The following is a 23,008-nucleotide window of genomic DNA, read 5'->3' on the forward strand; positions in this document are numbered from 1 at the left end:
CCGCCGGAACAATGCGGTCGGTGCAGTCGTTCTCCTCAGGAGCAATCAGAGGAGACTGCCCATGCCCATCGTCACGACGTCAGATCAGACCGAGCTTTACGTCAAGGATTGGGGCGCCGGACAACCGGTCGTGCTCATTCACGGCTGGCCGCTGAACGCCGACTCCTGGGAGACGCAGGCGCTGGGCCTGGCAGAGGCGGGGTACCGTGTTGTCAGCTACGACCGCCGTGGTTTCGGACGTTCGGGGCAACCATACACGGGCTATGATTACGACACGCTTTCGGATGATCTTGCCGCGGTGATCGACGGGCTGGGGCTGAAGGACGCCGCGATTGCCGGATTCTCGATGGGCGGCGGCGAGGTCAGCCGCTACATGTCGCGGCATGACGGGCGCGGCGTGGTCAAGGCCATGCTGATCTCTTCCATCGCGCCCTTCATGGCCAAGGCGGACGACAATCCCGATGGGGTGCCCGACGATGTTTTCAGCGACATGAAGGCCGGGCTGCGCGAGGATCGTGCGGGTTTCCTGAGCGGGTTCTTCAAGGGGTTCTACGGTCGGCGCACGAAAGGTGGCGGCGTCAGCGACCCGGTGCTGGACTGGACGTGGAACATGGCAATGATGGCAAGCCCGAAGGCGACGCTGGATTGCGTCGACGCCTTTGGCAAGACCGACCTGCGCGGTGACATGGACGCCTTTCGCGTGCCGACACTGGTGGTGCACGGAACGGCGGACCAGACGGTTCCGATCGACACATCGGGCAGGCAGGCGGCAAAGATGATCAAGGATGCCGAGTTCAAGGAATACAGTGGCGCGCCACATGGATTGACCGCCACCCACGCAGACAGGCTGACGCAGGATATGCTGGCCTTTCTCAAACGCTAGCAGCTGTAAGGTCAGGGCGCCCAGGACAGGAAATTGGCGATCAGCCGCAGGCCGGTGGTCTGTGACTTTTCGGGGTGGAACTGCATCCCCAGCATGGTGTCCCGACCGATCATGGCCGTCACGTCTCCGGCATAGTCCACATGGGCGAGACGTTGTTTCGGGTTGTTGACCGCCATGTGGTAGGAATGGACGAAATAGGCGTGATCGCCGGTCGCGATGCCGTCGAAGACCGGATGCGGATGGTCGATCACCAGATCGTTCCAGCCCATATGCGGCACCTTCAGCGCGGCATCGGTCGGCGTGATCCGGGTGACTTCCCCCCCGATCCAGTCGAGCCCCGGTGTATCACGGTATTCCCGGCCCAGGCTGGCCATCAGCTGCATGCCGACGCAGATGCCAAGAAACGGGCGGCCACGGTCCTCGACCGCCTCGACCATCGCGTCAAACACGCCTCCCGCGCCTTTGAGGGCCGCCATGCAGGCCGGAAAAGCGCCGTCTCCCGGCAGCACGATACGGTCGGCGCGGGCGACCACCTCGGCATTTGAGGTGACAACGACCTCTCCGGCGTCGACCTCGCGCGCCATGCGCTCGAAAGCCTTGTGGGCAGAGTGCAGGTTGCCGCTTTCGTAGTCGATGATGGCAGTCAGCATGGGATGGCGGCCCCTTTTGAGCGGAAAGAAAGCAGATGCCCAGGGGCTTGCAAGCTGCCGGGGCGGGCGGACGGATCGCGCGGCCGCCTCAAATGCAGACATGTCATATATGACATGTCATCCTGAAACCCTCTTGAAGGGGGGAAGGACGGGGCGGCGATGCGACGGACTTGGACCACCTCGAAGAACTGCGCTCCGCTCGGCCGCAATTGCGCCCGGAAGGGCAGGGGGCGTTCGCCTGCGGATGCAAGTCCGACACCATATTGCCGCACCTTGCTGGCCTTTGCCGCGATGCCCTGCGCGAAATCCATAAGCATCAGGTTCAAAGCGCGCCCTTGGTGGACGGAATATCGCCGGATTTGCGCGGATCGACCTCTACCGCTTCGCGCAGCGCGCGGGCAACCGACTTGAACGCGGCTTCGACGATGTGGTGGCTGTTCAGGCCATGCAGCATATCCACATGCAGCGTGATGCCGCCCTGCGTGCCGAAGGCCTGGAAAAACTCGCGCACCAGTTCGGTGTCGAACGTGCCGATCCGGGCTGTCGGCAGATCGACATTCCATACCAGATAAGGCCGCGCCGAAAGATCCAGCGCGCAGCGGACCAGGGCATCGTCCATCGGCAACAGGCAGGCACCGTAGCGGCGGATGCCGCGCTTGTCCCCCAGCGCCTTGGCCAGCGCCTGGCCCAGGGTGATGCCCACGTCCTCGACCGTGTGGTGGTCGTCAATATGCAGATCGCCTTTCGCCCGAACCTTGATGTCGATCAGCGAATGGCGCGCCAGTTGATCCAGCATGTGATCGAAGAACCCCACACCGGTCTGATTGTCGTAGGTGCCGGTGCCGTCAAGATTGATCTCGACGCTCACATCGGTCTCTGCGGTGGTGCGGGTCAGGCTGGTCTGGCGCATGTCGGGCCTCTCTGGCTGGCGTCTGCCGCCTTATACCAGTGCTGGCCCCGACGCCAAGACCGGATGAGGGATTGCAGCCGCCGGGGCCATGTGCGACTCTGATATCAGTCTATGTTCGAGGGCCCGATGACCACCTGCGTTTTTGTCCAGATCAGATGCCGCCCCGGAACGACCTACAGCGTGGCCGAGGAAATCGCCCTGCGCGAAATTCATTCAGAGCTCTACTCCACCTCCGGGGACTACGACCTGCTGATGAAGCTCTACATCCCCAGCGGGCAGGATGTGGGCATGTTCATCAATGAAAACCTGCTGACCATCGACGGTATCGAACGGTCCCTGACCACAATGACGTTCAAGGTCTTTTGATGCGGTGGCTGGGCCATCTGCGCGCATTGACCTTGATCCCGGTCCTCGCAGCCGGGCCCGTCGCCGCAGCGGAAAAGGTCTATGAAGGTCAGGAGGCCGCGGCGCTGCGGTGTTCCAACACGCTGGCGCTGACGGCGGTGGCGCTGGCCGGGGCCGACCTGATCGGCGAGGCGGAAAAGGAAGTCATGCTGGGCGTGACCATCCTAATCCTCGAACGCCACGTCAGCGGCACCTGGGCACAGAAAAAGGCCGCAATGGCCGTGATCCGCGATCGCCGGTCGGTCGAGGATACGCTGGACGATTACCGCCGGAACGCCGCGCGCTGCCTGTCACAATTTCCGATCAACTAAAGCGTTTCGGAATAAACCTGAAACATCCCATATCACTTTTCGCGTTCGACCGCAGGGAGAGGCAGCGAACAAGTGATTCAAGTATACTCGAAACTCTATAAGGTGCGAACCGGCTTGTCGGATCAGAACATCCCGACAGGAGAGCCCTTGCCGCTCTTCTGGCGCTGCGCGGCATTGGAGCGGCTGCGCATCCGGGCCCGGTCGATGGCCCGATCAAAGGTCTTCTTCACCCGCTGGTTGCGGTTTGTATAGGGCGGGATCGGATTGCCGATCGACACCCGCAGGTCCATTGGCCTGCCGTCCGCAAAAATCGCAGATCCCTCGTTGAGCAGAACATGCGTGCGGTCTTCGATCAGCGGCCATTCCGGCGGTTCCGCGCCCTGGCTGATCGCCAGCAGGATGCCGTCGCCTTCGTAGGCCATCAGCAGGTTCGGATGGTCCACCACCTCGACCACTGCGTCGACGATCTCGGCCAGTGCGATGGCGAATTCATGGGTTGTGCACTCGGCATAGAGTTTTTCGATGTCTTCGATCCTGATGGCAAAGACACAGCATTGATCCAGTGCCTGCCGCGACAGCTGCGACAGGTAGTTGCCCAGAGAAAATGGCAGGATCAGCTGCTCTTGCTGGTTCAACCGCACCGGGCAGGTGATCTCGAAGTCATGCACGCCCGCCTCGGCGTCCGGCGCAGGCGACAGCGGGTCGAGCCGCGGCGCGCGTTCCGTGGTTTCCGACATCCGTTTGGCGACCCGGATTCGGGTGATGATCTCTTTCACGTCGAACGGCTTGGTCACATAGTCCGTGGCGCCCGCGCCAAAGGCGCTTTCGATCTCGATCCGCTCGCGTACCGAGGTCAGCATGACAATGGGTGTGTCGTGATAGGCGGGCAGTCTGCGTATTTTTCGGCAAAGCTCGATCCCGTTCATGCCCGGCATCTCGATGTCCAGGATCAGGCAGTCGAAGCCTGCCTCGTCTTCCTCCAGCAGGGTCAGCGCCTGTCCGGCGGATTGCGCGCAGGTAATGCCCGGCAGATCCTCCTGACCGAACACGACTGTCAGCAGGTCGAGCACGACCGGATCATCATCAACAGCGAGAAGTCGCATGGGGTCACCTATCCTTGCCAGGGGTGGTATTTATTTCTGGTTTCCGTCTTCGGATTAAATTGAATTAAGCGGCCAAAGCGGGCGAAATTATGACCGAAATGCAATTAAAGATTGTGCTGCCTATTCGTTTGCTGAGGTATGGGGCCGGTCGGCAGAAACCCGCGCACGGCGCATTTCCCCAAGTTGGCCGCGATTTTCGCCATCGCACCCGCGTTTCGCAAATTGGTACGGCGGATTGGACCCCGAGACTGCTAATGCCGCGGTGCGGCAGCAATGGGGCAGAGGTTGGGGGTAAACCGGGCCGCCCGACATCTGCGAAATGTGCCGATGGCAACACGCCCCTGAAATGAAAAAGGCCGCCTTGCGGCGACCTGTTTCAAAAGGACCCATTGGAGCGGGCGAGGCGATTCGAACGCCCGACCCTAACCTTGGCAAGGTTATGCTCTACCCCTGAGCTACGCCCGCATCCTTGGGTGAGGGGGAGATACCCATCCCGGCGGTCCGCCGCAAGGGGGAAAAGACGTTTTGAGGTGAAATTTTTTCGATCTCCCCCCTGATCGTTCAGAGTAGCGCATGTCCGATCAGGCCAAGCGCGGTCAACAGGATCATGCCCAGGGTCATGACCATGCCGACCTGCCGCAGGATCAGCTTTTGCGGGGTGGCGGAAAAACCCAGCGCATGCAGCAATCGCCCCGCCAGCAGGGTCATGCCCATCAGATGAAGCGCGATGGCCGGGGCGCCGCTCAATTCGGCGACCAGCAGCAGAATCAGACCGATGGGGGCATATTCGCCGCAATTGGCCTGCGCGCGCATGCGTTTGATCAGGGCCTTGTCGCCGGCATCCCCCAATGAGATCAGGTTGGCGCGCCGGTACAGGATGACCCGCGCGCTCAGCACCAGAAACAACAACGCCACCAGCGCCGTGTAAAGCGACGTGACAGGAACGGTCACGGGTATTTGCGCGCGGCCCGCGTGGTGGCCAGCTTGCCGCCATTTTTTTTGGTCTGCGCCGTGGCGGTCCATTCGTAGGTGTGGCTGCCGCTGGGCGGGCAGGGGCTTTTGTACTTGAACGCCCCGCGCGGGATCACCTGCTGGTCGTTGAAGGCGACGACACCGCCACCGTGGTTGTAGTTCGGCACGTCCCGATCGGTCAGCTTGAACCGGATGAACTTTGTCCCCGCAGGGACACCGCTGAGGGTAAAGGCAGGGTTTGCGACGGTGTTGGGCCGTCCGTTTGTACAGGACTTCAGCCCGGACCAGTCAAACCCGATGTCGAATGCAAGCGCCGGACCGGCGGTCAGGAGGCAAGCGCCGGCGAGTAATGCTGTTCTCATGAAAGATACTCCAAATATATGGGATCAAGGTTCAACCAACCGGTAATTCTGTCAATCTGGTTTTTTCGCCTGAAACGCAAAAGGCCCCGACGCTGGTCGGGGCCTTTCGTAGGTTCTGGCGGATCAGTGGCTGTGCCGCTTGTCCCAGTCTTCCTGTTTCGGAAGCTGTTCGAACGTGTGCTCCGGCGGCGGGCTGGGCAGGGTCCATTCCAGCGTGTCCGCATATTCGTTCCAGGGGTTGTTCGCCGTCACCCGCGCGCCACGGGTCAGCGAATAGGCGATAACCCCGAAGAAGAAGATGAAGGAGGCGAAGCTCAGGAACGCACCCAGCGACGACCAGTGGTTCCAGTAGGCGAATGCCTCCGGATAGTCGATGTAGCGGCGTGGCATGCCCTGGCGGCCCAGGAAGTGCTGCGGGAAGAACGTCAGGTTGGCCCCGATGAACATCGCCCAGAAGTGCAGCTTGCCGGCCCATTCGGGGTACATCTTGCCGGTCATCTTGGGGAAGTAGAAGTAGATCCCCGCGAAGATCGCGAACACGGCGCCAAGGCTCATGACGTAGTGGAAGTGTGCCACCACGTAGTAGGTGTCATGGTAATAACGATCCACGGCGGCCTGGCTCAGCACGATACCGGTCACACCGCCCACGGTGAACAGGAACAGGAAGCCGAAGGCCCAGAGCATGGGCGTCTTGAACTCGATGGAGCCGCCCCACATCGTCGCGATCCAGCTGAACACCTTCACCCCTGTCGGCACCGCGATAACCATGGTGGCCAGCATGAAGTAGGCTTGCTGGTTCAGGGTCATGCCGACGGTGTACATGTGGTGCGCCCAGACGACGAAACCCAGCGCGCCGATGGCGATGATCGCCCAGACCATCGGCAGGTAGCCGAAGATCGGCTTGCGCGAGAAGGTCGCGATCACGTGGCTGATGATGCCGAAACCGGGCAGGATGATGATGTACACCTCCGGGTGGCCGAAGAACCACAGGATGTGCTGGTACAGAACCGGGTCGCCGCCACCTGCCGGATCAAAGAAGGCAAAGCCGAAGTTGCGGTCCATCAGCAGCATCGTGATGGCACCGGCCAGCACGGGCAGCGACAGCAGGATCAGCCATGCGGTCACGAAGATCGACCACGAGAACAGCGGCACCTTGAACAGGGTCATGCCGGGGGCACGCATGTTCAGGAAGGTGGTGATCATGTTGATCGCGCCCAGGATCGACGAGGCGCCCGAGACGTGAACCGCAAAGATGGCAAGGTCCATCGACATGCCGCCTTCCTTCACCGAAAGCGGCGGATACAGGACCCAGCCCACCCCGGACCCGGCCTGACCATTGCCGCCCGGTGCCAGTACCGAACAGACGGCAAGGGTCGTGCCTGCAACGTAGAGCCAGAAGGACAGGTTGTTCAGACGCGGGAACGCCATGTCCGGCGCGCCGATCTGCAAGGGCATGAAATAGTTGCCGAAACCGCCGAAGAGTGCCGGAATCACGACAAAGAACATCATCAGGATACCGTGGCCGGTGATCAGCACGTTCCACAGGTGCCCGTTCGGCGTACAGGGCGAGGCCGCATCGGCGAACAGCCGGGAGCCTTCCATGCACATGTACTGAACGCCCGGGTTCATCAGCTCAAGCCGCATGTAGACGGTGAAGGCCACCGAAACAAAACCGGCAAGCGCGGAGACGACAAGGTACAGAATGCCGATGTCTTTGTGGTTGGTGGACATGAACCAGCGGGTGAAGAAACCGCGGTCATCGTGGTGGTCATGGCCTTGAATGGCTGCGTCTGCCATGCGGTGCCTCCTGAAACTTGAACTCATGGGTCACACCACGCCTGTTGGCTGTCACGCGGTGCGGATTGTGGCCGTTCTAAAGCGGCTTGGCGCAAGGGGCAATGGGCGAGGTGTCGCAGGCGCGTGTTTTTCGCCCCGGCATCCTGGCTGTGGCTTGTGGCGGGGCCGGTCCCTTCAGGTCCCTGTGCAACGTCCGGCGGTGTCGCCGAACACCCGGTCGAAAGCGGCGCGCAGCGCCACATCCACGTCCGGCATGCTGACCGGCAGGCCAAGGTCCACCAGTGACGTGACCCCGTGGTCGCTGATTCCGCAGGGCACGATGCCCGTGAAATGATCCAGTTCCGGCTCCACGTTGATGCTGATGCCGTGAAAGCTGATCCATTTGCGCAGGCGGATGCCGATGGCGGCGATCTTGTCCTCGGCGGGGCTTCCGTCGGGCTGGGGGGGCTTTTCGGGGCGCTGTACCCAGACACCCACGCGCCCCGCGCGCACCTCGCCGGTGACGTTGAATTGCGCCAGCGTGGCGATCACCCAATCCTCCAGCTGCCGCACGAAGCAGCGCACGTCGCGCCCCCGCCGCGCCACGTCGAGCATCACGTAGGCCACACGCTGGCCCGGCCCGTGATAGGTGTACTGCCCGCCGCGCCTGGTGTCGAAAACGGGAAAGCGGCCCGGATCGGTGAGGTCCTCCGCCCGCGCCGAGGTGCCGGCGGTGTAGAGCGGCGGATGCTCGACCAGCCAGATGCATTCATCCGCCTCGCCCGCCGAGATCGAGGCCGCGCGCGCCTCCATCCACGCCTCGGCGGCGCGGTAGTCGGTCAATCCGTCCGTGACGATCCATTCCACCATGGGCGATGTCTATGCCCGAAGCGGCAGGGCGGCAAGTGTCAGAGGATGCTTGCCGGTATGCGAAACAGGTCTATCATGCGGTGAAGGTCGCTCTGCCGACGGGCCGGGCGATCAAGCCTGTTGGAGGAGGAGTTTCGATGACCTATCCCGTGGACATGAAAGTGAAACCCGATGTTTCGGCGCATTTCGACGATGCGACCAATACGATCAGCTACATTGTCAAGGATCCGGCCAGCGACCATTGCGCGGTCATCGACAGCGTGATGGACATCGACTATGCCGCCGGGCGCATCACCTATGACCACGCCGACGCGATGATCGCCGAGATCGAGGATCGGGGCCTCACGCTCGACTGGATCATCGAGACGCATGTGCACGCCGACCACCTCAGGGCCGCGCCTTACATCCAGCAGAAGCTGGGCGGCAGGATCGGCGTGGGCGAAAAGATCATGGTGGTTCAGGACACGTTCGGCAAGATCTTCAACGAAGGGACCGAATTTCAGCGCGACGGTTCGCAATTCGATGCCTTGTTCAGCGAAGGGGATACCTATCAGGTGGGCGAAATGGCCTGTTTCGCCATCTATACGCCGGGTCACACCCCGGCCTGCATGGTGCATGTGATGGGCAACGCGGCCTTTGTCGGGGATACGTTGTTCATGCCCGACGGCGGCTCTGCCCGCGCGGATTTTCCCGGCGGGGATGCGGGACAGCTCTATGACAGTATCCAGAAGGTTCTGGCGCTGCCCGACGACATGCGGCTCTTCATGTGCCACGACTACGGGCCCAACGGCCGCGACATCCAGTGGGAAACCACGGTGGCCGACGAACGCGCCCACAACATTCATGTGGGCGGCGGCAAGACCCGGGAAGACTTTATCAAGTTCCGCACCGAACGGGATGCCCAGCTGGCGGTGCCCAGGCTCATCATCCCGTCGCTTCAGGTGAACATGCGCGCGGGTACGCTGCCACGGGACAAGGACGGCAATCTGATGCTCAAGGTGCCGGTCAACGGCATGTGACCGGGGCAGGGCGCCGGATCAGGCGGCGTCCTTTTCGTCGAGTATCCTGGCCAGGATCTGCGCATAGGTCTGCGCGCCCTGCGCCCCGGTCAGCAGGTGGCGACCGTCAAAGACCATCGACGGCACCCCCGATATCCCCCGCGACGTCCAGAACGATTGCCTCTCGCGGGTCCGTGCGGCATGGCTTCCCGTCTCAAGCACCACGCGCGCCGCGTCGGGGTCCAGCCCCACGCCGCCCGCCACGTCGATCAGCACCTCGGGGTCCGACACATCGCGCGCTTTGGTGAAATGCGCATCGAACAGCGCCATCTTCAGCGGGTGCTGCAACTGCGCCTCTGCCGCCCAGTCCAGCAGTTGATGGGCTGCGAACGTGTTCACGATGCGGCTGTCTGCATCGAAGTTGAAGGCGAAACCCAGCCCCTCTCCGATCTCGACCAGCCGTTTGCGGTTTTCGTCCGATTGCGCGACGCTCGCGCCATATTTCTCGACGATATGTTCGGTCAGGTTCTGCCCTTCGGGCGGCATGTCGGGGTTCAGCTCGAACGGATGCCAGCGGACGTAGGCCCCTGCGCCCACCACGGCGAGCGCCTGTTCCAGCTGTTTGTATCCCACGATGCACCAGGGGCACATCACGTCGGACACGATATCGACCTGAACGACCCTGTCCTGAGCGGTCTGTGCATTCTCGGTCATCTCGGCATCCTTTCGCGTTGGTTAACGCCCTTAGATCTGTACGGGGCGGGGCTTTTTCAAGGCCTGCGCCGCGGATCGGGTCAAAAAGAGTCCCGCACGGAATTATGTTGTGTTAGCTTTTCAGGCGATACCCATAAAGCGATTCATATTCGGAGTGCATTCATGATTTACAAGGCAATGACAGGGGCGGTTCTTGCCCTCTCGGTGGCGGTGATCCCGGCAGAGCGGGTCGAGGCGGACGCGGGCGACTTCATCGCCGGGGCGATCATCGGCGGTATCGTCGGGGCGAACGCCAAGAAACAGCGGCGCACCACCACCAAACGGACATACCGCAAGAAATCCACCCGGTCTTCGCTGCCCTCCACCCAGGAAGGCAGGAACATTCAGGCGTCACTGAACTATTTCGGGTTCGACGCGGGGGCGGTAGATGGCCAGCTTGGCCGCCGCACGCGAAACGCCGTGTCGCAATACCAGGCCTACCTCGGCTATCCGGTGACAGGCAATCTGTCGGCCTTTGAACAGAACCTGCTGATTTCCAGCTACAACCGCGCGCAGGCCGGCGGCTATGCCGTTCAGCAACAGGTCGCCGCGACGCCGGACGGCACACGCGGCCTGCTCAAGACCTACCGTGCCGAGATGGCTGGCCAGTCGCCCGCGGGCAACGTGACCGCACCGTCGACCACCATCGTCGTGGCGCCGCAGCAGGTGCCACAGACCGGGGGCACCGCAGCCGCCGCGCCACTGGCCGGTGCGGCATCGCTGGCCGCGGCGGTCGCGCCGAAAGCCGAAAGCGGCGCTGGCGGGCTGCCGAACTTCCTGGGCGCAGGCACGCAGGCGTCGCTCGCATCCCATTGCAACACGGTGTCGCTGATCACCAACACCAACGGCGGCTTTACCACGCTGGCCACGATGTCCGACCCCAATGTGGCGCTGAATGAACAATTCTGCCTCGCGCGGACCTATGCCATCGCCAAGTCCGAAGAACTGGCAAGCCAGGTCCAGGGCTTTACGCCCGACCAGATCGCCCAGCAATGCACCGGATTCGGCCCCGCGATGAAGGACAAGGTCGCCGCGCTGTCGCTGAAATCCCGCGATGCCGTTGTGCAGGACGTCTCCTCCTTTGTGCTGACGACCGGCATGTCGCCCGCTCAGCTTCAGGGCACCGCCAAGATCTGCCTTGGCGTCGGCTACCGCACCGACAACATGGATGTGGCCGTGGGCTCTGCCCTGCTGCTTTATGCGATGGGTGAAGGGGTCTATGGCGAACTGATGGGCCACCACCTGAGCCAGGGCTTCGGTCCCGCCAAACGTGCCGACATGGCGCAAAGCTGGTACGAGGCTGGCCTTGCCGCCGCCGATTCCGGTGCCGCGGCGGTGTTTGTCCCGGGGCAGCCCGAGCGGACGGAGTTGATCCGCGCCGCCGCGACCCGGTCGGGCGGGGGCCAGGCCAGCACCCTGCCGACCCCGCAACCGGCGTCGGGCAGCGCATTGCCCAGCTTTTCAATCAGCGAATAGGCTGACATCGCAACCAGCCTGACGGGCCCTCGCCGCGGATCTACGGCGAGGGCTTTTTTTGTTTTCTTTTCCTCTTCACAAGTCGCCTGCCTTTGTCTAAACCGCCCACACCATCCATGGCGTGCGGTCGTGGCGGAATGGTAGACGCGCAGCGTTGAGGTCGCTGTGGGGTAACACCCGTGAGAGTTCGAGTCTCTCCGACCGCACCACCGGCTCTTCCGAAGGAAGATGCCGCAACTCTCGAAACAATGTTCTGGACGGCAGTCGCTCTGAAAGTGCGATGAGAGCGTCGACGCCAGCGGTTGCATGCCAACGGCACCGCACTATGCTTGACCAGGTAAATGAGTAAGGCGGTACTGTCGCAACATGGTCAGAAATCTTGTCGTCGCGGTACTTCTGGTCAGCGGCATCGCCATTCTGGCGTGGGCCTACATGGGAGCGGGGCAGGACGGCCCCCTCTCACCTGACAGCATGTCGCCGCAGGAATTTTCGCGCGAAAGCCCCCTGCTGCTGCCCGGCATCCTGGCGAAGGTCTACGACGCCTTTGGCGAAACAGATGAAACGGCGATCTACGATCGTCTGGCCGAGGTGGCCAGCGGCCCCGCGCTGGAGCAGCTCTACCTTGAACGGGTCGGCGCGATGGCGGGGGGCGGGTTGAACCCGGATCAGGAAATTCACGAGGTTTCCCTGTCGGGCATGAGCGCGCGTCCGGTGGGAGATACCGTCGAGATTGCCGCGAAATGGCGCGTGCTGGGGGTGGTCGGCCATGCCGAACACATGCACATGCGCGGCAACGCCTACGCCGCCGATCTGGCCATGACCTCGGACGGGGGCGTGTGGAAGATCACCGCATTCACCCTGACGGACGTGGACCGCAGCGATGCGGGCACCCTGGAACGCAATGCCGACGCGCCCCTCGCGGAGGAGGACAGTTGATCGCGGCGCGCGACCTTGCCTTCGCCTACCCGCGGGGCGGTTTTGCGCTGAAGGTCTCCGCGCTCGACGTGGCCGAAGGCGCGCGGGTGGGCGTCATCGGCCCCAGCGGCACCGGAAAGACGACCCTGCTGAACCTGGTCGCGGGTCTGGCGCGGCCCGACGCGGGCAGCCTGGAGGTCGCCGGAACAGATCTGACCGCGCTGGACGAGGGGGGCCTGCGGCGATTCCGGGCAACCCATGTGGGGTTCATCTTTCAGAACTTCGCGCTGGTCGATTACCTGAACGCCTACGAGAACATCCTCTATCCCTATCGCGTCGGCCCTGGGCTGAAGCTGGACGCACAGGTGCGGGACCGTGCCCGCGCGCTGGCCGATGCCTGCGGCATCGCGCGCCGGCTGAAAAGCCATCCCGCCGCGCTATCGGGCGGGGAGCAGCAGCGCGTCGCGATCTGCCGCGCGCTGGTCGCGCAGCCGAAACTGATCCTTGCAGATGAGGCCACCGGCAATCTCGACCCCGAGACCAAGGAGGCCATTCTCGATCTGCTGTTCGACCGCGCGTCCGAGATGAATGCGACGGTGCTGGCCGTCACCCATGATCACGACCTGCTGCCCCGCTTTGACCGGGTGATCGACTTTGCCACGCTGAGGCAGATGTCATGAACGCGCTGTTCCTGGCCTTTGCGCATCTGCGCTGGACCTGGGCGCGCAGTCTGGTGCTGGTGGTGGTCGGCGCGCTGATCCTCTCGGTGCCGCTGATTACCCAGATCCTGCTGCGCGGATCCGAAGACGCCCTGACCCGGCGTGCAGAGGCGACGCCGCTGGTGCTGGGCGCCAGGGGCAGCCAGCTCGACCTGGTGATGAACGCGGTGTATTTTTCGCAAGATCGCGCACCGCCGGTGACACGCGCGGCCGAGGATGCGGTCTGGGACAGCGGGCTGGCCCTGCCGATCCCGCTGCACACCGCCTTTCAAAGCAACGGCGCGCGCATTGTCGGCACGTCGCTCGACTATTTCGATTTCCGGGGGGTCAGCATCCACCAGGGCCGGCAGATCGCGCTGCTGGGCGAGGCCGTGCTGGGCGCAGAGGTGGCGCGCCGGCTGTCGCTTGGCCCCGGTGACACGCTGGTATCGGCGCCCGAGAACCTGTTCGATCTCGACGGTGTCTATCCGCTGGAGCTGCAGATCACTGGGGTTCTGGCCCCGACCGGCACGCCGGACGACGAGGCGATTTTCACCGACGTCAAGACCGCCTGGGTGATCGCGGGCATCGGCCACGGCCATGACGATGTGGTCACGGCGGACGAAGAGGGCAATGTCACCGCGAACGCCGCAATCACCGAGTTTCAGCGCATCACGCCCGAGAACATCGACAGCTTCCATTTCCACGGTGCGGCGCGCGACTACCCGCTGTCCGCCGTGGTGGTGGTCCCCAATGACACAAGATCCGGCACCATCCTGCGCGGGCGGTACCTCGATCCGGAGAACCCGGTGCAGATGACGGTCCCGGCGGAGGTGATCACGGGCCTGGTCGACCGGATTTTCCGCATTGCGGCCCTGCTGGACGCGGTCACGCTGGTCATCGGGGTTGCGGCGTTCGGGGCCATCGGCCTTGCGCTATACCTCGCGTGGACGCTGCGCGCACCGGAAATGCAGACCGCCAGACGGCTGGGGGCGGGGCGCTTTGTGATCGGCCAGTTGGCGGTTGCGGAAATCGCCCTACTGTTGGGCCTGTCGGGGATGATTTCAGCTGCGATTGTCACCTTCGTCACATATCGGGGTGACAGGATCGTATCCTGGATCCTTGCGCTTTGAACGAGTGCCTTTTTGCAAACCAACGGGGAGAATAACCAATGAAAATTCTGATCACTGCCGCGACGATGGCCGCGGTCGCCACGACGGCCACGGCCCATTACGGGATGATCATCCCCTCCGACAACATGGTCAGCCAGGAGGATGGCCGCAGCATCGACCTGACCCTGTCGTTTTCGCATCCCTTCGAAGGGATCGGCATGGTGCTGGACCGGCCCGAAACCTTTGCCGTGACGCATGGCGGTGAAACCACCGATCTGCTGGGCGACCTGCAGGACACGCAGGTCATGGATCACGCGGGATTCTCCACCGAGTACCGGCTGGAAAGGCCGGGCACCTACGTTTTCTCCATGACCCCGCAGCCCTATTGGGAGCCGGAAGAGGATGCCTTCATCACCCATTACACCAAGACCTATGTTTCCGCCTACGGCGATGACGAGGGGTGGGACGCGGAACTGGGCCTCAAGACGGAAATCGTGCCGTTGTCGAAACCCTTTGCCCTGTGGGAGGGCAACCTTTTCCAGGGGATCGTGAAGCTGGACGGCGAAGCGGTGCCCTATGCCGAGGTCGAGGTCGAGTATTACAACGAGGACGGCACGGCCGCCGCGCCCTCCGATCTGATGATCACCCAGACGATCAAGGCCGATGCCGACGGTGTCTTCAGCTATGCCGTGCCCGCCGCCGGCTGGTGGGGCTTTGCCGCGCTGAACACCGCCGAAGAGCCGATGCAGCACGAGGGCGAGGACAAGGCGCATGAGCTGGGCGCGGTCATCTGGGTCCATTTCGAACCCTGGAGCGCAGAATGATCCGCGCACTGACCTTTGCCTTGATTCTCGCGGCGTTGCCTGCGGCGGCGCACGGGTTGCGGGTGTTTGCCTCGGTTTCGGGGCAGATCGTCACGGTGGAATCCACCTTTTCCTCCGGTCGGGTGCCGACCGGGGGGGATGTGCGTGTGCTTGATGCGCAGAACAAGCTGCTGATGACGCTGGACATAGGCGATGAGGGAAAGACCGAATTTCCCCTGCCCGAAGGCGCCGCCGAAACGGGGCTGATCATCGAGGTGGACGTGAACGACGGACATTCGAATTACTGGGTGCTGACGCCCGACGACATCTCGCACGGGCAGGGCGGCAACTGATGCTGAAACGTCTTGTCCTGAGCCTCGTCGTTCTGGCCGGTGCCGCCGGTGCGCAGGAACGGCCCGTCGTGGCCGCCGTGAACTATCCGCTGGCCTGGATGGCGGAGCGGTTGGGCGGGTCTGCCATAGAGGTTCTGTTTCCGGTGCCCGACGGGCAGGACCCTTCTTTCTGGCGCCCGGGCCTGTCCGAGATCGCCGCCATTCAGCGTGCGGATGTCATCGCGCTGAACGGGGCGGGCTTTGCGGGGTGGACCGCCCGCACGTCGCTGCCGCGCTCGCGGGTGGTCGATACCTCTGCCGGGTTTTCCGACGCCTATATCGCGACCGAATCGGTGACTCACAGTCATGGCGCGGACGGGGAACATTCGCACACCGGGATCGCCAGCTACACCTGGCTGGACTTTGCGCAGGCGGCCCGCCAGGCAGAGGCGCTGGCGGCTGCAATGCAACGGCGCATCCTTGCGGCGACCGACGGCGTGGCGGCGGCCTTGCCCGCCTTGACCGCCGATCTGGAGGCCCTGGATGGCGAGACCCGAAAGGCCCTTGCAGGCCTTCAGGGCACGACGATCCTCGCCACGCATCCCCGCTATCAGTACCTTGCCCGAGCCTACGGCCTGAAGATCGACGCATTGGACTGGGAGGCCGGTGCGATGCCCGACGCGGATCAATGGCAGGCGCTGAACGACCGCGCCGCCGAGACCGGCGCAACCCTGCTGATCTGGGAGGCCGCGCCGCCGCCCAAGGCGATTGACCGTGCCGCCGACATGGGGCTGCGGTCCGTCGTGTTCGCGCCTCTGGCCACCCGACCGACCGACGGCGATTTCCTGTCGGTCATGCGTGCGCAGGTCTCTGATCTGGCGGGCAACGCCCCATAGCGGTTGCTGTTGCGGTTGCACAGGTATGGGCGAAAATTCGCCCATGACCCTTTGACCGATCACGATTTCGCAAGGAACACCACATAATGCGGCCTGTTGGCAACGCATCCCCCAGAGACGGATTGCAGCCCAAGGCTAAATATCGCTTACTTGGCAAAAGCGTTCAGAAGAACAACCCGTGGCAATCGCGGGACGACGGTGTGAGTAGGGGGCGTTGGCGTGACGCAATTTCGGGTAATTTCAAAGGGCATTTTCAAGGTAGCAACGGGCATCGTGGCGCTGGTCATTGCGGCGGGGGGGCATGTTGCCTCGGCTGCGGATCTCAGGATCACCGGCATCGAGGAGGGCACCGACCTCTACGAGACATTGGCAGGCGGGTCGCTGCTGGTTGAACAGACGGCAGAAGACGCGACACCCAGCCCGCAGGAACTCGTTGCCGCGGCGCAGGCGGATTACGAACGGCTTCTCGCAGTGCTCTATGACAACGGTTATTTCGGCCCCGTGATCCGGATCTCGCTGGACGGGGTGGATGCGGCGGACATTCCGCCGGTGAACCCGCCCGGCCAGATCCGTCAGGCGGTCATCGCCATCGACCCGGGGCCGCAGTTCCGCTTTGGCCCCACCCGGATCGCGCCCGTGGCCCCCGGCACAGAACTGCCCGAAGAGTTCGCCCCCGGCCAGACCGCAAGCCTTGGCGTGCTGAAGAATACGGTTTCCGCCGGGATCGACGGCTGGCGCGATCAGGGGCATGCCAAGGCGGACCTTGCCAGCCAGGACCTGACCGCGCGTCACGAACAGCGCACCATTTCCGCCGATCTGCGGCTGGCGCCCGGACCGCGCCTGCGGTTCGGCCCGCTGATCGTCGAGGGCAACCAGGACGTGCGTACCCAGCGCATCATCGACATCGCAGGCTTGCCCGAAGGGCAGGTATTCTCGCCCGAAGAATTGCGTCTGGCCCGCGAGCGGTTGCGCCGGACCGGCGCGTTCGATGCCGTGGCGCTGCAGGAGGCGGAAGAGATCGGCCCCGGTGATACGCTGCCCATCACCGCGCAGATCACCGAAGCGCCCAAGCGCCGCTTCGGCTTTGGCGCGGAGCTGTCGTCGCTCGAAGGGCTGACGCTGTCGACCTACTGGATGCATCGCAACCTGCTGGGCGGTGCGGAACGCCTGCGGCTGGAGGCCGAGGTGCGCGGCATCGGGGGCAACTCCGGTGGCGAGGATTACCGGCTGTCGGCGCGGTTCGAACGCCCCGCGACCTTTAACGAGGATACGAACTTCTACGCGCTGGGGGTGATCGAACAGCTGGACGAGGTGAACTTCTTTTCCCGCCAGATCGACCTTGAGACAGGCATCACCCGCATCGCCAGCGAGCAACGCACCTACCGGCTGGGCATCGGCCTGCGCGCCGCCGAGACGCGCGATGCCTTCGGCACCAACCGCTACACGCTGCTGACCCTCCCGCTGGGCGTCGAATTCGACTACCGCGACAAGGAGCTGGACGCGAAGGAGGGATATTTCATCAATGCCTCCGTGACACCCTTTGTCGCGATCAGCGGTGCCGACAACGGGGTGCGCAGCTATCTCGACGCGCGCTATTACAAAACCTTCGGAGAGGCGCGACCGGTCACTTTCGCCCTGCGCGGCCAGCTTGGGTCGGTCTTCGGGCCGGACCTGTCGGTGGCGCCCGCCGATTATCTTTTCTACTCCGGCGGTGGCGGCACGGTCAGGGGGCAACCCTATCAGTCGCTGGGGGTGGACCTGGGCGGCGGCCAGACCGTCGGCGGGCGGTCCTTTGTCGGGGTCTCGGCGGAGGCGCGGGTGAAAGTGACCGATGCCATCGGCATCGTGGGTTTCGCCGACGCGGGTTACATCGGTGCCGAGGAATTCTATGACGGGTCCGGTCAGTGGCATTCGGGCGCCGGCCTTGGGGTGCGCTATGACACCGGCATTGGCCCGATCCGGCTGGATCTCGCCGTGCCGACCTCCGGTCCCGAGACGGGGGAGAACTTTCAGGTGTACATCGGCATAGGGCAGGCGTTCTGATGCGGTTCTTGCTTTCCATTCTCGCGGCCTTCACGCTCATGATCGCCATTCCCTGCGCCGCTCTGGCACAGGAGGACGACAAGGGGTTCCTGACCCGCACCATCCAGGACGCGCTCAGCGGTGCCGGGCGGACGGTCAGCATCGACGGTTTCCGCGGTGCGCTCAGCTCGACCGCCAGTTTCGACCGCATGACCATTGCGGATGACGAAGGCGTCTGGCTGACGCTTGAGGACGTGACCCTTGACTGGACCCGCTCCGCGCTGCTGCGCGGACGCCTCGAAGTGCAGAGCCTGACCGCCGCGCGGCTGGACCTGCCGCGCCTGCCGGTCCCTTCGGACGAGGTGGACCTGCCGGATGCGGAGGCCCAGCCTTTCAGCCTGCCGGAGCTGCCCGTGTCGATCAACATCGCGGATTTCGGCGTGGACCAGATCAACCTCGGCGCGCCGCTTCTGGGTGAGGCGGCCCAGCTGAGCGTCAGCGCCACGGCGCAATACACGGACGACCTGCTGGACGTGGACATTTCGGCCAACCGAACCGACGCCAAGCGCGGCGAATTCGCCATCCGAGCCAATCTGGAAAGGGCCGACAACGTGCTCGACCTGCTCGTCCGGCTGAGCGAGGGCGAGGAAGGGATCGTGGCCAAGCTGCTGAACCTGCCGGATCAGCCGTCGGTCGATCTGACCGTCGAGGGCAATGGACCGTTGAGCGATTTCGTCACCGACCTGGACCTTTCGACCGATGGTCAGGAACGGCTGGGCGGCCAGATTACCCTGGGAACGCAGGCACCGCGCAGCGGGTCGGGCGCGCCCGACCGGCGCATTCAGGCCGACATCGGCGGCGATGTGACCGCGCTGTTCGCGCCGCGCTACCGCGAATTCTTTGGCGAGAACGTCCGCCTCAACCTCGATGCGCTGGTCGAAGGCAACGGCGCCATCGACGTCAGCGATTTCGGGCTGGATGCGCAGGCTGTCGACCTCGCGGGGCGCGTCACCCTGAACGCGGACAACTGGCCCACCTTCATCGACATCACCGGCACGGTCGCCAACCCCGATGGCACCACCATTCTGCTGCCCGTGGGCGGCGAGGGCACGACGGTCAACCGGGTGGGTCTGCGGGTCAATTACGATGCCGACGACGGCGATGCGCTGGACGCCGCGTTCGACATCGACGCGCTGCAGATGGCGGGCCTGTCCATCGACAGCACCCAGCTGGGGCTGGACGGCACGCTGCGCGGCGATGTGGGCACGCTGGGTGAATTCCTGGGCGACGTGACCTTTGCCGCCGACGGGCTGGCGCTGACCAACCCCGCGAGCGGCGAGGCGATCGGCCGCCGGATCGAAGGCCGCGCCAACATCGCCTATGTCGAGGGGCAGCCGACCCGGATCACCGGGCTAGAGCTGACCGGCACCGATTACGGGTTGGCGGGCGACATCGTCATCGCCGGACCGCAGAACAACTTTCAGACCGAACTGGACGCGCGGCTGACCGCCGACGACCTCAGCCGCTTTTCCGCGCTCGCGGGGCGCGAGCTGGACGGGCGGACCGAACTGGGACTGCAGGGGTCGGTCACACCGCTGGGCGGGATGTTCGATCTGCGGGCCACCGGCAGCACCGAAAACCTGGCACTGGGCATTCCGCAGGCCGATGCGGTGCTCGATGGCCGGACGGAGCTGAGCATGCAGGCCACCCGGAACGAGACCGGGACCTTTCTGCGCGACCTGTCGTTGCAGAACGACGCGCTGAGCCTGACCGGCGCGGCCGAGCTGCGCACCGATGACAGCCGCGTGCAGGCCGACTTCCGGCTGGAGGACGTGGGGCTGGTCCTGCCACAATACGAGGGGCCGATCACCGTCAGCGCGACCGCGACGCAGGACGCGCGGGGCTGGGTGGTCGATGCCGCGACCGACGGTCCCTATGGCGCAGCCCTGACCGCGCAGGGGTTGGCCACGGGGCCCGACGCCGAGATCGCGTTCACTGCCGATATCCCGGACGTCAAACCGTTCGCCGAGCAGATCGAAGGACCGGTCAGGGCGCGCGGCACGCTCAGCCAGACCCCGGACGGCTGGCGCATCCATACCGATGCCACCGGCCCCTATGATCTGACCGCCGCGGTCGATGGCTTGGTCAGCCCCATGCTGGACATTGATTTCGACCTCTCCATCCCACAGGTCAACCCGCTGGTACCGCAGGTCAGCGGCCCGCTATCGGCACAGGGCAACCTGCGTCAGACGGCAGAGGGTTTCGTGATCGACACCACGGCCAACGGCCCCTACGACGTCCGTGCGGCGGTGCAGGGGGCGCTGACCCCCGCGCTCGACATCCGTTTCGACGTGTCGGTGCCCAACGTGCAGCCCGTGGTGCCGCAGGTGAACGGTCCGCTGAACGCCACCGGCACCCTGCGCCAGACCGAGAACGGGTTCGTGGTGGACACACAGGCGACAGGTCCCTACGGCGCGGAAGCGACCGTGGCAGGGCTGGCCACTGGCCCGGACATGTCGCTGAACTTCAACGTCGCCGTGCCCAACGTGAACCCGCTGGTGGCCACGGTGAACGGGCCGCTGTCGGCCAACGGCACGCTTTACCAGACGCCCGACGGGCTGGCGTTGGAAACGCAGGCAAGCGGGCCCTATTCGGCGCGCGCCACCGTGAACGGCGTGGTCACAGGGCCGAATGCGGATGTGGACTTCACCCTGGCCATGCCGAACCTCGCCGCGATCGTGCCGCAGTTGAACGGGCCGCTCAACGTGGATGGCTCGGCGCGCAAGCAGGGCAGCGCCTGGCGGATCGACACCGATGCGCAGGGGCCGGGCGGCACGCAGGCCAATGTCTCGGGCCAGGTGGCCGAGAACGGCACGCTGAACCTCGATATCGCGGGCACGGCGCCCCTGGGCCTCAGCCGGCCCTTCATCGACCCGCGCAGCCTGCAGGGGCAGGCGCGCTTCGATCTGACGGTCAACGGTCCTCCGGCGCTGTCATCGCTCAGCGGGACCATCTCGACCTCGGATGCGGCGCTGTCCGCCCCCAACCTGCGCATCGCGTTGGAGGGGATCGACGCGAACATCCGTCTGGGCAACAACCGCGCCAACATCGACCTCAGCGCCAATGCCGTCGGCGGCGGCAGGCTGCGCGTCGGCGGTGGCGTGACCCTGACCGGGTCGCTGCCCGCCGATCTGCAGGTCGCGCTGGAGGGGCTGGTCCTGACCGATCCCAAGCTGTACCGCACCAGCCTGGGCGGCACCCTGCGCATCGCGGGGCCGCTGGCCGGGGGCGCGGTGATCAGCGGCCAGATCAACGTGGGCGAGACCAATGTGAACGTGCCCTCCACCGGGCTGACCACCATCGGGGACATTCCCCAGATCACCCACATCGGCGCCGATCCTGCCGTCATCGCGACGCGTCGCAAGGCAGGGCTGACCGGCGCTGAGGCGGGCACGGACCCGGCGGCGGACAACCCCGGCGGCGGCTTCGGGCTGAACCTGCAGGTGAATGCGCCGAACCGTATTTTCGTGCGGGGCCGGGGGCTGGACGCGGAACTGGGCGGCGGGCTGAGGCTGACCGGCACGACCAACAACATCATCTCCGCCGGACGGTTCGAGCTCATTCGCGGCAGGCTGGATATCCTTGGCAAGCGTTTTGACCTGATCGAGGGATCGGTCCAGTTCCAGGGCGACCTGATCCCCTACCTGCGGTTCGTTTCCTCGGCCACCACCAGGGCGGGCGAGGTGCGGGTCATCGTGCAAGGGCCCGCGGATGAACCCGAAGTCCTGTTCGAGGCGACCCCGGCGGCCCCGCAGGACGAGGTGCTGGCGCAGCTGCTGTTCGGCCGCAACATCGCCGACATCTCGGCGTTCCAGGCGCTGCAACTGGCATCGGCGGTGGCGACACTGGCCGGACGCGGCGGTGGCGGCGTGATCGGCAATCTGCGCGACAACTTCGGGCTGGACGATCTGGACGTGACCACGACGGACGATGGCGCGACTGCGGTACGTGCGGGCAAGTACATCTCGGAGAACGTCTATTCCGACGTCACAGCGGCATCCGACGGCTCCGCCGACATTTCGCTGAACATCGACCTCACCCCCAACCTCACCGGCAAGGCGACACTGGGCTCCGACGGCAACAGCGGCATCGGCCTGTTCTTTGAAAAGGACTACTGACCGGTCTTCTGCGGCAGGAAGGTCCCGAAACGTCCGCGGTCGAACAGCAGACCGGCGCCTTCGCTGTCCCCATGGCGCTGCGCCGCGTGCCGGATCCGGCCCAGAATGACCGAGTGATCGCCCGCCGGATGCACCGCGTGGGTTTCACAGTGGAATGTCGCCAGCACGCCTGCCAGCGTCGGCAGACCTTCGGGGCCTTCGTGCCAGTCAAAGCCTGAAAAATCATGGCCCTGGCCCGCGAAATGCAGCGCCAGGGCTGCCTGATCCTCGGCCAGGATATGAATGCAGAAATGCCGCGCCCGGGCAAAGGCGTCATGGCGCTTGGACCGCAGGGCGGCGGACCACAGGACCAGCGGCGGCTCCAGCGAAACGGAGGAAAAGGAATTCGCCGTCATGCCCAGCGGGCCGGTTTCCGTCTGCGTCGTGATGACGGTGACACCGGTGCCGAAACGGCCGAACGCTGCCCGCAGCGGCGCGCCGTCTTCCGCCTCGGGCGCAAAGGAAATCAAGTTATCGTCCATCCGGCTCACCGGTGCCACGGCCCCGCCGATTTGTCCAGCGACCCCCATCATAAGGCCAGCCA

22 protein-coding genes and 2 tRNA genes are annotated in these 23,008 nt (G+C 64.5%); 14 read left to right on the forward strand and 10 right to left on the reverse strand.

All coding sequences use genetic code 11. The features are described from left to right. Window positions 1–61: 61 nt before the first annotated feature. On the forward strand, window positions 62–883 hold the full coding sequence (locus FIU94_RS10705; protein ID WP_152465789.1) for an alpha/beta fold hydrolase: 822 nt from the start codon (window positions 62–64) through the stop codon (window positions 881–883). Window positions 884–894: 11 nt separating this feature from the next. Here FIU94_RS10705 and hisH read toward each other — a convergent pair whose 3' ends face one another. Further along, window positions 895–1,533: an imidazole glycerol phosphate synthase subunit HisH gene (gene hisH, locus FIU94_RS10710; RefSeq protein ID WP_152465790.1), complete on the reverse strand. Its 639-nt coding sequence runs from the start codon at window positions 1,531–1,533 to the stop codon at window positions 895–897. A gap of 322 nt (window positions 1,534–1,855) precedes the next feature. Beyond that, a complete protein-coding gene (hisB, locus tag FIU94_RS10715) occupies window positions 1,856–2,443 on the reverse strand; it encodes an imidazoleglycerol-phosphate dehydratase HisB (protein ID WP_152465791.1) in 588 nt (195 codons plus the stop codon). Between the two features lie 126 nt (window positions 2,444–2,569). Between hisB and FIU94_RS10720 the strand changes: the two genes are divergently transcribed. Together FIU94_RS10720 and FIU94_RS10725 are read left to right on the forward strand one after the other, a co-directional pair. After that, a complete protein-coding gene (locus FIU94_RS10720) occupies window positions 2,570–2,809 on the forward strand; it encodes an Lrp/AsnC family transcriptional regulator (protein WP_152465792.1) in 240 nt (79 codons plus the stop codon). Then, entirely contained in the window at window positions 2,809–3,159 is a 351-nt protein-coding gene (locus FIU94_RS10725) for a hypothetical protein (RefSeq protein WP_152465793.1), read from the forward strand. Before FIU94_RS10720 ends, FIU94_RS10725 begins: the two co-directional genes overlap by 1 nt. Before the next feature lie 122 nt (window positions 3,160–3,281). Here FIU94_RS10725 and FIU94_RS10730 read toward each other — a convergent pair whose 3' ends face one another. The 6 genes from FIU94_RS10730 to lipB all read right to left on the reverse strand — a co-directional run bounded on the left by FIU94_RS10730 (window position 3,282) and on the right by lipB (window position 8,242). Continuing rightward, on the reverse strand, window positions 3,282–4,262 hold the full coding sequence (locus FIU94_RS10730) for a PleD family two-component system response regulator (protein ID WP_152465794.1): 981 nt from the start codon (window positions 4,260–4,262) through the stop codon (window positions 3,282–3,284). Window positions 4,263–4,652: 390 nt separating this feature from the next. Beyond that, window positions 4,653–4,727: transfer RNA gene (locus tag FIU94_RS10735), tRNA-Gly, on the reverse strand. A 96-nt stretch (window positions 4,728–4,823) separates the two neighbouring features. Then, on the reverse strand, window positions 4,824–5,213 hold the full coding sequence (locus FIU94_RS10740) for an MAPEG family protein (RefSeq protein ID WP_152465795.1): 390 nt from the start codon (window positions 5,211–5,213) through the stop codon (window positions 4,824–4,826). Next, a complete protein-coding gene (locus FIU94_RS10745) occupies window positions 5,210–5,596 on the reverse strand; it encodes a YbhB/YbcL family Raf kinase inhibitor-like protein (protein WP_152465796.1) in 387 nt (128 codons plus the stop codon). The genes FIU94_RS10740 and FIU94_RS10745 overlap by 4 nt, the downstream gene beginning before the upstream one ends. 123 nt (window positions 5,597–5,719) lie before the next feature. Continuing rightward, on the reverse strand, window positions 5,720–7,393 hold the full coding sequence (ctaD, locus tag FIU94_RS10750; protein WP_152465797.1) for a cytochrome c oxidase subunit I: 1,674 nt from the start codon (window positions 7,391–7,393) through the stop codon (window positions 5,720–5,722). Between the two features lie 174 nt (window positions 7,394–7,567). Then, entirely contained in the window at window positions 7,568–8,242 is a 675-nt protein-coding gene (gene lipB / locus FIU94_RS10755; protein ID WP_152465798.1) for a lipoyl(octanoyl) transferase LipB, read from the reverse strand. Window positions 8,243–8,379: 137 nt separating this feature from the next. On the opposite strand from lipB, the gene FIU94_RS10760 reads away from it, so the two are divergent. Further along, window positions 8,380–9,261, forward strand: coding sequence for an MBL fold metallo-hydrolase (locus FIU94_RS10760; RefSeq protein ID WP_152465799.1), 882 nt, complete (start codon window positions 8,380–8,382; stop codon window positions 9,259–9,261). 18 nt (window positions 9,262–9,279) lie between these two features. On the opposite strand, the gene FIU94_RS10765 is transcribed toward FIU94_RS10760, so the two are convergent. Next, the gene (locus tag FIU94_RS10765; protein WP_152465800.1) at window positions 9,280–9,954 is read right to left on the reverse strand and encodes a DsbA family oxidoreductase; all 675 of its coding nucleotides are present in this window, start codon (window positions 9,952–9,954) and stop codon (window positions 9,280–9,282) included. A 162-nt stretch (window positions 9,955–10,116) separates the two neighbouring features. Here FIU94_RS10765 and FIU94_RS10770 point away from each other — a divergent pair, with 162 nt between their 5' ends. From FIU94_RS10770 to FIU94_RS10810, 10 genes are all read left to right on the forward strand, one after another. Further along, window positions 10,117–11,469 (forward strand): peptidoglycan-binding domain-containing protein, encoded by a 1,353-nt coding sequence (locus FIU94_RS10770; protein WP_172975890.1) that lies wholly within the window; start codon window positions 10,117–10,119, stop codon window positions 11,467–11,469. A gap of 123 nt (window positions 11,470–11,592) precedes the next feature. After that, a tRNA-Leu gene (locus FIU94_RS10775) sits at window positions 11,593–11,678 on the forward strand. A gap of 157 nt (window positions 11,679–11,835) precedes the next feature. Next, complete coding sequence (locus FIU94_RS20985; protein ID WP_216643246.1) at window positions 11,836–12,405, forward strand: hypothetical protein; 570 nt, start codon at window positions 11,836–11,838, stop codon at window positions 12,403–12,405. Beyond that, window positions 12,402–13,064: an ABC transporter ATP-binding protein gene (locus FIU94_RS10780; RefSeq protein ID WP_216643247.1), complete on the forward strand. Its 663-nt coding sequence runs from the start codon at window positions 12,402–12,404 to the stop codon at window positions 13,062–13,064. Before FIU94_RS20985 ends, FIU94_RS10780 begins: the two co-directional genes overlap by 4 nt. Beyond that, a complete protein-coding gene (locus FIU94_RS10785; protein WP_152465803.1) occupies window positions 13,061–14,215 on the forward strand; it encodes an ABC transporter permease in 1,155 nt (384 codons plus the stop codon). Before FIU94_RS10780 ends, FIU94_RS10785 begins: the two co-directional genes overlap by 4 nt. A gap of 38 nt (window positions 14,216–14,253) precedes the next feature. Continuing rightward, window positions 14,254–15,018, forward strand: coding sequence for a DUF4198 domain-containing protein (locus FIU94_RS10790; RefSeq protein ID WP_152465804.1), 765 nt, complete (start codon window positions 14,254–14,256; stop codon window positions 15,016–15,018). After that, complete coding sequence (locus FIU94_RS10795) at window positions 15,015–15,350, forward strand: hypothetical protein (RefSeq protein ID WP_152465805.1); 336 nt, start codon at window positions 15,015–15,017, stop codon at window positions 15,348–15,350. The genes FIU94_RS10790 and FIU94_RS10795 overlap by 4 nt, the downstream gene beginning before the upstream one ends. After that, window positions 15,350–16,225: a metal ABC transporter substrate-binding protein gene (locus FIU94_RS10800; protein ID WP_152465806.1), complete on the forward strand. Its 876-nt coding sequence runs from the start codon at window positions 15,350–15,352 to the stop codon at window positions 16,223–16,225. The genes FIU94_RS10795 and FIU94_RS10800 overlap by 1 nt, the downstream gene beginning before the upstream one ends. 219 nt (window positions 16,226–16,444) lie before the next feature. After that, window positions 16,445–18,268: an autotransporter assembly complex family protein gene (locus FIU94_RS10805; RefSeq protein ID WP_152465807.1), complete on the forward strand. Its 1,824-nt coding sequence runs from the start codon at window positions 16,445–16,447 to the stop codon at window positions 18,266–18,268. Beyond that, complete coding sequence (locus FIU94_RS10810) at window positions 18,268–22,425, forward strand: translocation/assembly module TamB domain-containing protein (protein WP_254702514.1); 4,158 nt, start codon at window positions 18,268–18,270, stop codon at window positions 22,423–22,425. The genes FIU94_RS10805 and FIU94_RS10810 overlap by 1 nt, the downstream gene beginning before the upstream one ends. Here the strand turns inward: FIU94_RS10810 and FIU94_RS10815 are convergent. After that, the gene (locus tag FIU94_RS10815) at window positions 22,419–22,946 is read right to left on the reverse strand and encodes a flavin reductase family protein (protein ID WP_152465808.1); all 528 of its coding nucleotides are present in this window, start codon (window positions 22,944–22,946) and stop codon (window positions 22,419–22,421) included. The two genes, FIU94_RS10810 and FIU94_RS10815, sit on opposite strands and share 7 nt — an antisense overlap. Window positions 22,947–23,008: the final 62 nt, after the last annotated feature.

The sequence above is a fragment of the Sulfitobacter sp. THAF37 genome (assembly GCF_009363555.1).
In the GTDB taxonomy this organism is placed as follows: Bacteria; Pseudomonadota; Alphaproteobacteria; order Rhodobacterales; family Rhodobacteraceae; genus Sulfitobacter.